We start from the raw sequence: 12,918 nt of genomic DNA, 5'->3' as shown, positions 1-12,918 counted from the left end.
TGCTATGAAAGCACATTATATCTTTTACTTGTTATTTAGTGTATTTGTGATAAATTCTTGCGCTACGCAGCGTGCTTCTTCCGATTCCTCTGCAGTAATAAAACCGGAAAAGAACCAGGAAGGGGAGTGGGAAATCCTGGTATTTGACACGCAGTACGACTACTTTCTCAATGCCATTGCTAAGCCTCAGTCTATGTACAATGAACAGGTGCTGAAAGCACGCAACCAGGCACTAGTTAGTGAGTGGAACAGCTACTACTATGCAGGGAGGTATCGTAATGTCATAGAATCCGCTATAGAGTACGATCCCAATGAAAACTACGGACTTGAATTTGAATACAGGCTGTACCAGGTATTTGCTTTTGTTCAGTGGAAGTATGGACTGCGCCTGCGCGCCCTCAGTGGAGCAGAGGTCCGCTAGAGAAGCATTTTTTTGGCTTTCTTCACCCCTTCTACCAGCAGGTCAACTTCCTCTAGGGTGTTGTATACTGCAAAACTCGCCCGGATGGTACCTGCTATACCGTAGAAATTCATAATGGGTTGGGTGCAATGGTGTCCGGTGCGCACAGCGATTCCTAGTTTATCGAGAATCATTCCCGCATCGGAAGCAATACCTGCGCCCTCGAGCGTAAAGGAGACCACACCCGCGCGCAAGGCATCCTGTCCGTAAATTTTTACACCGCCCAAAGAAAGCAATTGCTGCTGCGCGTAGTGCAGTAATGTGTTCTCATGCTTAGCGATATGCTGCTGACCGATTTCTTCTATGAAATCTACGGCTGCCCCCAGTGCAATATTTCCTCCTACATTGGGCGTGCCCGCTTCAAACTTGAAGGGAAGAGCCGCATAGGTTGTCTTTTCAAAGGTGCATTCTGCGATCATCTCTCCACCGCCATGGAATGGTGGTAAGTCCAGGAGGTGTTTTTCCTTACCGTACAGGGCACCTACTCCCATCGGAGCATACATCTTATGCCCGGAGAACACGAAGAAATCACAGTCCATTGCCTGCACATCGATCTTTAGATGCGGCGCGGACTGCGCGCCGTCAATTACTATGTAGGCACTGGAATGTGCGCGCGCTCTTTTTATGATGTACTCGATGGGATTGACTACCCCCAGTGCATTGGAAATATGGTTTATGGAGACGATTTTCGTTTTCTCTGTAATAAGTGCATCCACGGCTAAGAGGTCTAGCTCTCCCGAATCGTTCATTGGAATCACCTGTAGTTTTGCGCCGGTTCGCTCGCAAAGCATTTGCCAAGGGACTATATTGGAGTGGTGTTCCAGATGGGAAATCAGAATCTCGTCTCCTGGGCGCAGTTTTGAGGTAAATGCATAGGCCAGTAAATTCAGTCCTTCGGTGGTGCCCCGGGTAAATATAATTTCATGGTCAAACTCTGCATTTATAAACCGCTGCACTTTTTTCCGTGCATTTTCCATTTCCTCCGTGGCGATTTGGCTTAAGGTATGAATGCCACGGTGGACGTTCGCATTATACGAGCGGTAGTAGTTCTCCCAGGCGCTAAGTACACGTAAGGGCTTCTGCGATGTGGCGGCATTGTCCAGGTATACCAACGGCTTCCCATTGATTTTCTCAGAAAGGATGGGAAACTGCGCGCGGATGGATTCTATATTTAACATAACTTTTTTATTCGGTTAGCACTGCATTCCTTTTGCAAAACGCAGCAGGTACTACGCGACCCCACGTCCAAAAGACAAATTTAGATTTGGGAGAGCAGCGTTTTAAAACTGGTTTTTTCCTCAATGATGCTTCTAAGTCCTGCGACCGGTACACGGGTCTGCTCCATAGTATCGCGGTCTCTCAAGGTCACGGTATGATCTGTTAAGGAGTCGTGGTCTACGGTAATACAGTAAGGGGTTCCTAAAGCGTCGTTTCTGCGGTACCTCTTGCCAATACTGTCCTTTTCTTCATAAATGAGGTTAAAGTCGTATTTCAAATCGTTAAAGATGTTCTGTGCATACTCTCCCAGGCCGTCTTTTTTCATTAGTGGGAGAATGGCCGCTTTTACGGGCGCCAGGGCAGGCGGTAGGGAAAGCACCGTACGCTCGGAGCCGTCTACAAGCGTCTCCTCTTTTAAACAGTGGGAAAGAAGCGCAAGGAACATCCGGTCCAACCCGATGGAGGTTTCCACAACATACGGTACGTAGTTTTCGTTACGTTCCGGGTCAAAGTACTGCAATTTACGCCCGGAGAACTCCTCATGTGCTTTCAGATCAAAATCGGTGCGGGAATGGATTCCTTCAAGTTCTTTAAATCCAAACGGGAACTTGAACTCTATATCTGCCGCCGCATTGGCATAGTGCGCCAGCTTCTCATGGTCGTGGAAACGGTAGTTTTCCTGGCCCAGACCCAGCGCAAGGTGCCAGTTAAGTCTCTTTTGCTTCCACGCCTCGTACTGCGCTAGTTCGGTTCCCGGCTGTACAAAAAACTGCATTTCCATCTGTTCGAACTCCCGCATCCTAAATATAAACTGCCGGGCTACAATTTCGTTTCTAAAGGCTTTACCAATCTGCGCAATTCCAAAGGGAAGCTTGTGGCGGGAAGTTTTTTGCACGTTCTGGAAATTGACAAAAATTCCCTGCGCCGTTTCGGGCCGTAAATAAAGGTCCATTGCAGAATCGGCCGAGGCGCCCAGCTTGGTTCCGAACATTAGATTGAACTGCCGCACGTCGGTCCAGTTTTTAGAGCCGGTATCCGGATCTGCTATTTCCAGTTCTTCGATGAGACTTTTCACGTCTGCCAAATCGTTTGCTTCCAGGGAGCGTGCCATGCGCTGGAGGATCTGCTGCTGTTTTGCTCGGTACTGCAGCACGCGCTCATTAGTGGATTCAAACTGGGCTTTATCAAAGCTTTCTCCAAAGCGTTTTTGCGCTTTCTCTATCTCTTTAGTTGCTTTATCTTCCAGCTTGGCGCAGTAATCTTCTATTAGTACGTCCGCCCGGAATCGCTTCTTGGAGTCTTTATTGTCAATTAAAGGGTCGTTGAACGCATCCACGTGACCGGATGCTTTCCATACGGTGGGATGCATCAGGATCGCCGAATCGATTCCCACTATGTTATCGTTGAGCTGTACCATGGCTTTCCACCAGTACTGCTTAATATTATTTTTCAGTTCAACGCCGTTTTGACCGTAATCGTATACTGCTGAGAGTCCGTCATAGATCTCTGAGCTGGGGAAAATAAACCCGTATTCCTTCGCATGGGATACCACCTTCTTAAATGCGTCTTCCTGTTTTGCCATTGTAAATAATTTGTTCGTGCGAAATTACGCAAATTTTTCTCAAAAGCCTTTGGCAAACGCCCCAACTTGCTGTAGCCCATCGGGCAGGCTGGGGTTAAGTAAAGTCCTGTAAAAAAAGGATTGTCCATGGTTTTTCCTTAAATTTGTCTATACTTTTCAATTATGTACAGCCGCGTTCTCAAGCCCTTGCTTTTTCTTCTCGATCCGGAGAAAGCCCACCACGTAACCTTTGCACTTTTGCGCCGCTTTTCCTGGCTCATTTCCTGGCTGCTTCCAAAACCACTTACCGATAAGCGACTGGAGCGCACTGTCTTTGGAATAACCTTTAAGAACCCTGTAGGTCTGGCTGCGGGAATGGATAAGGATGCGATCGCTTTTAAAGAGCTGGATGCATTGGGGTTTGGATTCATTGAAATAGGTACCCTTACGCCCCGGCCGCAGCCTGGAAACCCACCACGGCGCTTGTTTCGCCTGGTGGAGGATGAGGCCATAATAAACCGGATGGGGTTCAATAATAACGGAGTAGAGGATGCCGTGCGGCGTTTAAAGAAGAATGCGGGCGTGGTTATTGGAGGAAACATCGGTAAAAATAAAGATACCCCGAACGAAAAGGCCGTGGAGGATTACCTGTACTGTTATGACCAACTGTATCCCGTGGTGGATTATTTCGTAGTGAACGTTTCTTCCCCCAACACTCCCAACCTCAGGGAGCTACAGGAGAAAGAGCCGCTTATGGAATTATTGTCTTCGCTACAGACGCACAACGCATTGCAAAGTAAAGCAAAACCCATTCTGCTGAAGATCGCGCCCGATCTAACCGATGGGCAGCTACTGGATATTATTGATATCGTGGATAAGACCCAAATCGCCGGCGTGATTGCCACCAACACGACCATCGGACGCACAGGAATTAAGTCCCATTTAAAGAGTGAGACCGGGGGACTTTCCGGCGCACCGCTTAAAAACCGCTCCACAGAGGTCATCCGGTTCTTACATGAAAAAAGTAACGGTGCATTCCCAATAATAGGGGTGGGAGGAATTTTAAGTGCTCAGGATGCTCTGGAAAAACTTCAGGCAGGGGCCAGTCTTGTACAGCTCTATACCGGGTTTATCTACCGGGGGCCCGAGCTGATTCGGGAGATCAATCAGGCGCTGTTAAAGGAGGTTAGCTAGCTGAAAAGCTGCGAAAGGGAATAAATTATAAGACCTACCAGTCCACCCACTAGTGTGCCGTTAATACGTATGAACTGAAGGTCTTTACCTACTTCCAGTTCCAGTTTTTCGCTCAGTTCCTTTCCTTCCCAACCTTCTACGGTGCGGCTTATCAGGGCCGAAGCCAAGTGCTTTTTTCTTAAAAAGGTGCGGTAGAGTGTAAGACGTATCCAGCGGTCTATCTTATTTTGCAGAACCGGATCGTTTTCCAGCGAATAGGCAAGATCTGCGCTTTTATCGCGAAGGTATTTTAGCAGTGTGGAGTCTTGACGCGTCAGTTCATCGGTTAGGGTGGATTTTACTTTAGAAAATACCGCTCCGCTGTAGGAATCCAAGCGGTCGCTAGACAAAATGCCCTGTTTTAGGGACTCAATATGCCTCTCTAACGATTCATCGCTGCGCATGTTTTGCGCATACCTTTGCAGCTGCACATCTATTTCACCGCGTAAGGGATGTGCGGAATCCCCCTCTACTTCCTGAAAATATTCGGCAAGTCCTAAAGTAATTTTTTCCGCTATGGAATTATCAATAAATCGCGGGATGAATGCGGAGCTTTGCTGTTGTACCCTTGTCCGGATAAGATCGTGGTTTTCCAAGATAAACCCCCGGATTTTACTGCTCAGTTGCGTTACTGCGGATTGGTGAAGATTCTCTTCCAGCAGGTACTGCATTCCCGAGCCCAGAATTTCTCCAAAATCCACCAGGTCCAGCATTTCCCTTCCCTGTAAGGCTATCCATTCTTTTGCCTTATCCTGGTCAATTTCGTTTAAAATACCCGCCACGTGCCCTGCTATTTCATTCACCAGAAGTTTCTGGTTACTCTCTGAAGAGAGCCATTTTGCCATATAGTTGGAAACTTTTAGCTGGGCTATGTACGGCCTAATATTCTCCGTTGCCAGAAAATTACTCACAACAAAATCCCCCAGATTGCCTCCTATCTGGTCTTTCTTGTTCTGTATTAAATTGGTGTGCGGGATCTTTAGTCCTAAAGGATAGTGGAAGAGGGCCGTGACGGCAAACCAGTCTGCCAGTGCCCCTACCATGGCGGCCTCCGAGAATGCGCGAACGTAGCTAAGCCACCGCATGCTATGCGCGCTTATCAGGTAGGAGCTAAGCACAAACACAACGGCCATCAGCAGGAACAGTCCCGTGGCTAATGCTTTATATCTATTAAGCAGATATTTTTTTTCGTTGTTGCTAATGGTTTTCATGCACTTAAATTTAATAATTTTGTTTGGTAGTGAAAGATCTGATAAAGAATAATACAATCCTGGCTTCCGTGCTTCTGATACTGGTCGCATGCGGTAGCCCACACCAACCACAAAAAAGTAATTCGATGGAAGAAAATACAAAAAGCAATCCATACTACAGAAAAGGCGATACCGCAAAAGTCACGCTCTCCGATGCAGAGTGGCAAAAAGTGCTAAATCCCGAGCTGTATTATATTGCTCGTGAGAAGGGGACCGAAAGACCCTTTACCGGTAAGTACAATGAGTTTGACCAAAAAGGGAACTACTACTGTGCAGCGTGCGGTCATCATCTGTTTCGTAGCGACCAGAAATTTGCATCCACCTGTGGGTGGCCCAGCTTTTACGAATCTATTAAGGGGGGTGTGCGGTACTTACGAGACAGCTCGCACGGTATGGAGCGCATTGAAGTGGTATGCAATAAGTGCGATTCTCATTTAGGGCATGTCTTCAATGACGGTCCACCGCCCACGGGCGTGCGCTATTGTATGAACTCCGTGAGTTTAAATTTTGAACCGGACCAACCGTAAGTGGCGGTTTAAAAAAGAGCCCTCCCTTAAAAACGAACTGCCCCCATAAAGTATCTACACTTTTAGGGGGCAGTTTGCTTTAGAAAGGTAGGGTAGGTCTAAAAGGCAATATCTACACCTACATACACGTTTGCTGGCATAATCGGGGCATAGACCATAGAGGCATCAAAGTAATTGCCAAATGGATTGGCGGCATCTATAATCGGATTGTCCTGCATGGTTCCCGTCAGGTTCTCCGCACCGGCATAGAGGCGAAATTTTTCGGTGAAATTACGCGCAATCTGTGCGTTGAGCGTGGAATACGGGTCGCTGTACTCAGGAAGCTGAAACGCCACTGGGTTCATAGAAGTATCCGCCAGACGTTGTTTTCCAACCAAATTAAGCGTGGTATCAAAACTCCAGAAACCTCCTTTGCTGTTTTTCGGGGTTGCGTACGCCGCATTTACAAAACCACGGTGCTTGGCAATAAAGGGAATGCTGTTGCGGCCATTGGCAAAGTCCGTCTGTACATCGTAGTACTTATAGGCAAGGCGCAGTTCCAGGTTGCGTAAAGGAATTAGATCGAGCTGCGTCTGCAGACTGTTGGCAAAGGAACTTCCGTCCAGATTGTAAAAATGGATCTGTCGGGTCGACTGGTCCAGGTCCAGGACTACCTGATCGGTAAAATCGGTACGGAAGAAATCGGTCACCAGTGAGGCGGTTCTTCCAAAGAGCTTAAACTGGTTTTGAAGGCTGGCGCCGTAGTTCCATGCAATTTCAGGCTTTAAACCGTATATGGATCCGCCACTGGGCGTTATGACGATTTCCCGGTTGGAGGCGAAATACGCCTGGCTTTCTGCAAACACATTGGCGGTTCTAAATCCCTTGCCTGCGGAAAGGCGCAGTATATGCTGGGGGGTAATATCGTACTTGAAATTTACCCGCGGGGTGAACTGTGTACCTGCCAGATTATGAAAATCCGTTCGGGCGCCTGCCACTAGGGTGTATTTCAGGCCCGTAAGGGTGTACTCAAAGAATAGACCAGGTACCGATTCGCTCCGCATGTAGGGGTTTTGCAGGTAGGTTTCGTCGTACTTATCGTACAGAAAGCTGGCCCCTGCCTTATACTTATGGTTGGTATTCCCAAGTATGCTTTCAAAAATCAAATTGGAAAAGAAAGTGTTTTGTTTTCCTTGGTAGGTTCTTGGTCCATAGAAACTGTTTTGCTCATGGAAGGTGAACTGGTTCATTAGCCCAATGCTCTGGTAGGGTTTTCCTTTGAAAATATACCCAGTTTTGTTCCATAACTGTGCCCGATCAATCTTAATTCCGACTCCATAGGGGGTCTGCTCACTCTGCGGTACATTTCTCTCAAAGTCCGTTTGTCCCCCGTAGCGCTGGTCGCTGAGAACATTAATTCCAAAATGCGAACCCCATCCGGTTTTTTCCAGGTCGTTATAATTTAACAGGTAGGTCATATTGAGCTGCGATCCTGTAGGCTGGTCCAGAAAACCATCGTCGTTGTAGTCCATTTTTCCTACCGTCGCATTGGCATGGAGAAGGATACTTTGGTTCCATTTGGTGCTGAGCGGAGAAGTATTGGTAATATTTAGCTCGTTTCTTCCGTTAATATCACTAAAGAGGTTAAGTGCGGTCTCCGGTTCGCTGCCGTATTTCAAAAGTTCGGTATTGATCTGGCCGGTGATGCTTTCGTACCCTGCCGTTACAGTACTGCCTCCTTTGGTGAGTTGAATCCCTTGGATCCACCGCCCCGGGATAAAATTAAGGCCGTACGCACTGGCAAGACCTCTGATTTCGGGAAGAAGCTCTTTAGTAAGGGAGGTGTATTTTTGATCCAGGCCCAGCATTCTAAGCTGTTTGGTTCCAGTCACCGCATTGCTGAATGCTACATCTACGGTCGCATTGGTCTCGAAGCTTTCCGCCAGGTTGCAGCAGGCCGCTTTTAAAAGTTCCTTTTCAGAGATATTGAAAACCAGACCGGCGCTCTTGTTACTTAGGCTCGTCGCGGCCTGTGCTTTGGTGATGCTTACCCCTTCGATGGATTTATCAACGTGGTCCGAATGGTCAACGTGGTCCTGTACCTGAGGTTTTCTGTCGGAATGCACCAGGTGGGTTACTTTACCTAACGGGGCCTTTCTATCGTACAGGCAACAGGAAGGAAGCGCTTTGTAGACTTCGTCAGGGGCTGTATGGAGCTGATTATCATGCCCGCTCTGTGCGATGGCCTTTAGTATCGTGTCGGCAGAGATGCTACCGTCCAGGGAGAGTACAAGGGTTTGGTTGTGTGCTTCCCAGGTGGCGGCTTTGGCGCCTGCACTTAGCGCAGCATTTTCAATACGCGCTTTACACATATCACAGTTTCCTTTCACAAAAAACTGCTCTTGGCTAAGCTGTGTGGATTGGGAGGTGGTTTCACGCTCATAGAGGCAGCAGCTGGGTAGCGCGCTGTATACATCGTCGGGCGCAGTAAAGAGTTCATTATCGTGGCCTGCACGAGCAATGCCCTGCAGGATTTTTTCTGGATTGGTCTTTAAAGAGTCCAGTTCTATGGTTAGTTTTTGTGAAGAAGCGGACCACTGTGCAGAATGGGCACCTAAAGTCTTGGCTGTAGTCTCAATACGCTCTTTACACATACTGCAGTTTCCTTTTACTTCGAATTGCAATGTAGTAAGCTGCTGAGCAAAGCTTAAAGCAGAAAGTAAGAGGACCATTAAAAGGGTGGTTTTTTTAATAAAAAACGACATGTCATTAAATTTTTAGTTAATTGGATTGGCTGAAGCCGGCCCTGGAAGGGCTCGCTTGATAGCATGGGAGTAGAATCGTGTGCAAAGCACAAGAAATCCCAAGGCATAAAGTATCCGGTACACGTTCCCAAAGGGAGTGCAGCGGGTAATTAACTAAAGATTTTAGGGGGTTGCCATATCTCCGGACCTGTACTGGAAAGCGCCGGATGCACGTACGAGAAATTAGAGGTATTCTCAGCCGTTGCTGCCATAGTCTGCCAAGAAAGCACTTTTACCACGCTTAAAAGCGTGTGTACGCTATGGCATCTGATACAGCTTAAGCAGCACTGTGAATTGCAGTCCGAATCCTGGTGGTCGCCACAGCCTTTCTCAGAAGAGGTATCTTTTTTAGCGTGGCAGCTTTCTGTCTCTACGGGCTGCTCTTTTTCGCAGCAGGACATTGGATTCTGAGAATAATTCGCAAGCATGCTCCCAGGCATTAAAAGCATAATGCCGGTGGCAAGTAAAAGTACTATGTGTAGTATTTGCTTTACGGTGGTGTGGCCAAATTTACAAAAAAAACAAACCACCGCAAAGGCGGTGGCTTAATCTATCAATTATTTATTATGATTAATTCTGAGCTAGTTGAGAATAGTCGATCGAATTGTCGGTAATCACCCTTTTTGCAAATCGGAACTTAGGACCCCAGTAGCGGTCACTTAATGGAGAAATCATCACGCCTCTGGAAGTAGCTGCATGGATAAAATACACCTCACCGCTTGCATCTACATCATGGACAATACCCACATGGGAAATGCGTCCTCCGCGGGAGAAAAAGACCAGGTCTCCTTTTTTCATGTCTTCCTTAGAAACGCGTTCTCCTTGTTGGGCCTGTGCTGCTGCTACGCGCGGCAGATCCATTCCCATGGTGTCTTCAAATACAGACAATACGAATGCAGAGCAGTCAATTCCACTGCGAGTGGTCCCCCCGTAACGGTACGGAACGCCCAGATAGGACTCTGCCTCTGCAAGAAGATCGTCCATCTTTTTTTCGAAAAGTATTGTCTTGTGGATTTCTGCATTCCTGTTCACTTTCTCAATGGATGCAAGCGCCATATCGATTTGCTTGGACGGAGATAATTCTTTTTTCTCAAGTGCTACAGCATTAAGTGAAACGGGCTGTAGTTTGGCATCTGATTTGTATGTAGTTGGTTGTGATACAACGTAGTTGGAAACGCAAGATTGTAATGAAAATACTGAAGTAATTACAGTCAGATAAAATAGAACTCTTTTCTTCATATATATTTGATTATCTGTGTTAAAAAGTTATTTACTTTGATTTTTGACAAGACAAATGTAGATAATAGCTCAAAAACAAGCTGTTTTTTGCTTTTTTGCCAAGCTGCTTTTAACACATTTTAACATATTATTTTGGTATGTTAAAAAAAAACCGGCCGTAGTCCCTTTGTTTAGGTGCTGCGGCCATTTTTTTTATTAAGAGTTTTTAACATTTCATAGTCAATTTCTATTAATTATATAAGCTCTGCCTATAATTGTGTAATGTGCTATTTGCGAGGACATTATACATTTGTTATGCTGTTATAAGTGTGTTTTCGTCCTATAAAAGGTATAGAATCACGCTATTTCGGGGTATTGTGCCCTAGAAGAAAAATATAGAAAAACCCCCAGGAAAATTTCCTGAGGGTTGCTACTTAAGAAGGAACGTTTTCTTAACGCGTGAAAAGCAGTTCTCGGTATTTGGTCATAGGCCAAAGCTCATCGTCTACGAGCATTTCCAGCGCATCGCTTGCTTCTCTTATTTTATCAAAGCGCGGCTTTACTTCGTTACAGAAGCGTTCGGCTTTTTCCTGTGCATTGTGCGTACTATTCGCATCTTCCTTTGCCTGGAGAAGTTCATCCACACCCACCTTGATCTCAGATACATGGTAGGAGATACTTCGGATAATATCCATTTGGTCTTTTGCAAGGTCGCCGTATTCACTCTCTGAGAAAATCTCTTTCAGACCTTTTACATTGTCGATCAGTCGGTTCTGGTAGTATAGGGCTGCAGGAATGATGTGGTTTCGCGCGATATCGCTTAAGACCTTGGCCTCGATATCGATTTCTGCGGCGTACTTTTCCAGTTTGATCTCGTTACGGGCTTCAAATTCTCTGTGGTTGTAAATGCCCAGCTCTTCGTACAGGGAAACAAATTTTTCATTTAGTTCCATCTTAAGAGCCTCCGGCGTGGTTTTCAAATTGCTAAGACCACGCTTTTCCGCTTCGCTGGCCCAATCATCCGAGTACCCATCCCCCTCAAACATAATGTTCTTGCATTCCTTAATGTATTCCCTTAAGACGTTGAAGATGGCCTCGTCTTTCTTTAACTTGCTGCCTGCAATAAGTTCTTCCACCTGGTTTTTAAAGGTACGTAGCTGCTTGGCCACGATCGCATTAAGCACGGTCATGGGTTCTGCACAGTTTGCCGAAGAGCCCACAGCGCGGAATTCGAATTTGTTCCCGGTAAAGGCAAAAGGGGAGGTTCGGTTCCGGTCGGTATTGTCCAGGAGTATTTCCGGAATCTTACCTACAACGTTAAGTTTCAACTCGGTTTTTTCTTCCGGGCTTAGTTTTCCATTGGTAACCTTTTCGAGTTCTTCAAGAACGGAATAGAGCTGCGACCCGATGAACGCCGAGATGATCGCTGGAGGCGCTTCGTTGGCTCCGAGGCGGTGGTCGTTGCTTGCCGAGGCAATACTGCAGCGCAGTAGATCCGAATACTCCTGCACGGCCTTTAGCGAGTTTACAAAAAAGGTCAGAAACTGAAGATTCTTCTTGGGGTTCTTCCCAGGACTCAGTAGATTTTCTCCCGTATCGGTAGCAAGGGACCAGTTGTTGTGCTTGCCACTGCCGTTCACACCTTTAAACGGTTTTTCGTGAAATAGGATATGGAAATGGTGTTTGTGTGCCACACGTGCCATTATATCCATCAACAGGGAGTTGTGGTCCACTGCCACATTGGTCTCTTCAAACATCGGGGCCAGCTCAAACTGATTCGGAGCGACTTCATTATGTCTTGTAGTTACAGGAATGCCGAGTTTCATGCACTCGATCTCGAGTTCCTTCATGAAATTCATCACCCGGGTAGGAATGGATCCAAAGTAGTGGTCGTCCAGCTGCTGGCCTTTTGCAGGGGAGTGGCCCAGCAGGGTGCGGCCCGTGAGAATCAAATCCGGTCTGGATTGGTAGAGCGCCGTATCGATAAGGAAATATTCCTGCTCCCAGCCCAGGGTAGCCGTTACTTTCGTGACGTTCTTATCAAAGTAGGTCCTGCATACGTCGGTAGCCGCATCGTCCACGGCCGAGAGGGCGCGAAGCAGGGGCGTCTTGTAGTCCAGCGTCTCTCCGGTATAGGATATGAAGATGGAGGGAATACATAGGGTGGTTCCTATGATAAAAGCCGGGGAAGTTGGGTCCCAGGCGGTATAACCGCGGGCTTCGAAGGTGTTGCGTATGCCTCCATTGGGAAAGGAAGAGGCGTCGGGTTCCTGCTGAATGAGCATACTACCGTTAAAGCGCTCAATGGCACGGTCGCTCTCAAATGGAGTAAAAAAGCTGTCGTGTTTTTCCGCCGTAGAGCCGGTAAGGGGCTGGAACCAGTGGGTGTAATGGGTGGCACCCTTGGAAAGCGCCCAGTCCTTCATGGCGACGGCAATCTGGTCGGCAATATGGCGCGGGGTTTTGGTCCCGCGTTTGATCGCATCCTGAATAGAGGTAAAGGCCTCTTTAGTAAGGTAATTACGCATGGTTTCCTCGGAGAACACATTCTCACAGAAGAGCTCTGAGAGTTTCTTGGGAACTTCCACGGCATTGTCTTTTCTGAAATCAATAAAAGGGAGTTGCGCTAAAGCTTTGAAACGTAGTGTGGACATATAACGGTTGTTTA

10 protein-coding genes are annotated in these 12,918 nt (G+C 47.1%); 3 read left to right on the top strand and 7 right to left on the bottom strand.

What is annotated here, in order from left to right:
• Positions 1 to 4 precede the first annotated feature (4 nt).
• Positions 5 to 421, top strand: coding sequence for a DUF6146 family protein (locus IC612_RS03590; RefSeq protein WP_194738805.1), 417 nt, complete (start codon positions 5 to 7; stop codon positions 419 to 421).
• On the opposite strand, the gene IC612_RS03585 is transcribed toward IC612_RS03590, so the two are convergent.
• Both IC612_RS03585 and IC612_RS03580 read right to left on the bottom strand, forming a co-directional pair.
• Positions 418 to 1,638 carry an aminotransferase class V-fold PLP-dependent enzyme gene (locus IC612_RS03585; protein WP_194738804.1) on the bottom strand — a complete coding sequence of 407 codons (1,221 nt, stop codon included), beginning with the start codon at positions 1,636 to 1,638 and terminating at the stop codon, positions 418 to 420. The two genes, IC612_RS03590 and IC612_RS03585, sit on opposite strands and share 4 nt — an antisense overlap.
• A gap of 80 nt (positions 1,639 to 1,718) precedes the next feature.
• Positions 1,719 to 3,260 (bottom strand): glycine--tRNA ligase, encoded by a 1,542-nt coding sequence (locus IC612_RS03580; protein ID WP_194738803.1) that lies wholly within the window; start codon positions 3,258 to 3,260, stop codon positions 1,719 to 1,721.
• Between the two features lie 162 nt (positions 3,261 to 3,422).
• Between IC612_RS03580 and IC612_RS03575 the strand changes: the two genes are divergently transcribed.
• On the top strand, positions 3,423 to 4,433 hold the full coding sequence (locus IC612_RS03575) for a quinone-dependent dihydroorotate dehydrogenase (RefSeq protein WP_194738802.1): 1,011 nt from the start codon (positions 3,423 to 3,425) through the stop codon (positions 4,431 to 4,433).
• Here IC612_RS03575 and IC612_RS03570 read toward each other — a convergent pair.
• The gene (locus tag IC612_RS03570) at positions 4,430 to 5,683 is read right to left on the bottom strand and encodes a DUF445 domain-containing protein (RefSeq protein ID WP_194738801.1); all 1,254 of its coding nucleotides are present in this window, start codon (positions 5,681 to 5,683) and stop codon (positions 4,430 to 4,432) included. The two genes, IC612_RS03575 and IC612_RS03570, sit on opposite strands and share 4 nt — an antisense overlap.
• Before the next feature lie 125 nt (positions 5,684 to 5,808).
• On the opposite strand from IC612_RS03570, the gene msrB reads away from it, so the two are divergent.
• Positions 5,809 to 6,249, top strand: a complete 441-nt coding sequence (gene msrB / locus IC612_RS03565) for a peptide-methionine (R)-S-oxide reductase MsrB (protein WP_194738859.1) — start codon at positions 5,809 to 5,811, stop codon at positions 6,247 to 6,249.
• Between the two features lie 98 nt (positions 6,250 to 6,347).
• On the opposite strand, the gene IC612_RS03560 is transcribed toward msrB, so the two are convergent.
• The 4 genes from IC612_RS03560 to IC612_RS03545 form a co-directional block, all read right to left on the bottom strand.
• The gene (locus IC612_RS03560; RefSeq protein WP_194738800.1) at positions 6,348 to 8,993 is read right to left on the bottom strand and encodes a TonB-dependent receptor; all 2,646 of its coding nucleotides are present in this window, start codon (positions 8,991 to 8,993) and stop codon (positions 6,348 to 6,350) included.
• Positions 8,994 to 9,142: 149 nt separating this feature from the next.
• Positions 9,143 to 9,460, bottom strand: a complete 318-nt coding sequence (locus IC612_RS03555; protein WP_194738799.1) for a hypothetical protein — start codon at positions 9,458 to 9,460, stop codon at positions 9,143 to 9,145.
• Positions 9,461 to 9,602: 142 nt separating this feature from the next.
• Entirely contained in the window at positions 9,603 to 10,271 is a 669-nt protein-coding gene (locus IC612_RS03550) for an NlpC/P60 family protein (protein WP_194738798.1), read from the bottom strand.
• Between the two features lie 431 nt (positions 10,272 to 10,702).
• Positions 10,703 to 12,904: a glutamine synthetase III family protein gene (locus IC612_RS03545; protein ID WP_194738797.1), complete on the bottom strand. Its 2,202-nt coding sequence runs from the start codon at positions 12,902 to 12,904 to the stop codon at positions 10,703 to 10,705.
• Positions 12,905 to 12,918: the final 14 nt, after the last annotated feature.

Source organism: Planobacterium oryzisoli, from assembly GCF_015354315.1.
Lineage (GTDB): Bacteria > Bacteroidota > Bacteroidia > Flavobacteriales > Weeksellaceae > Planobacterium_A > Planobacterium_A oryzisoli.
This window is presented reverse-complemented; position numbering and strand designations above follow the sequence as displayed.

What these genes read in the sequence shown, in the direction of transcription:
- IC612_RS03590 (WP_194738805.1), top strand. Translation starts at nt 5, where the DNA reads ATGAAAGCACATTATATCTTTTACTTGTTATTTAGTGTATTTGTGATA.
- IC612_RS03580 (WP_194738803.1), bottom strand. Translation starts at nt 3,260, where the DNA reads ATGGCAAAACAGGAAGACGCATTTAAGAAGGTGGTATCCCATGCGAAG.
- IC612_RS03570 (WP_194738801.1), bottom strand. Translation starts at nt 5,683, where the DNA reads ATGAAAACCATTAGCAACAACGAAAAAAAATATCTGCTTAATAGATAT.
- IC612_RS03545 (WP_194738797.1), bottom strand. Translation starts at nt 12,904, where the DNA reads ATGTCCACACTACGTTTCAAAGCTTTAGCGCAACTCCCTTTTATTGAT.
- IC612_RS03560 (WP_194738800.1), bottom strand. Translation starts at nt 8,993, where the DNA reads ATGTCGTTTTTTATTAAAAAAACCACCCTTTTAATGGTCCTCTTACTT.
- IC612_RS03555 (WP_194738799.1), bottom strand. Translation starts at nt 9,460, where the DNA reads ATGCTTGCGAATTATTCTCAGAATCCAATGTCCTGCTGCGAAAAAGAG.
- IC612_RS03550 (WP_194738798.1), bottom strand. Translation starts at nt 10,271, where the DNA reads ATGAAGAAAAGAGTTCTATTTTATCTGACTGTAATTACTTCAGTATTT.
- IC612_RS03585 (WP_194738804.1), bottom strand. Translation starts at nt 1,638, where the DNA reads ATGTTAAATATAGAATCCATCCGCGCGCAGTTTCCCATCCTTTCTGAG.
- msrB (WP_194738859.1), top strand. Translation starts at nt 5,809, where the DNA reads ATGGAAGAAAATACAAAAAGCAATCCATACTACAGAAAAGGCGATACC.
- IC612_RS03575 (WP_194738802.1), top strand. Translation starts at nt 3,423, where the DNA reads ATGTACAGCCGCGTTCTCAAGCCCTTGCTTTTTCTTCTCGATCCGGAG.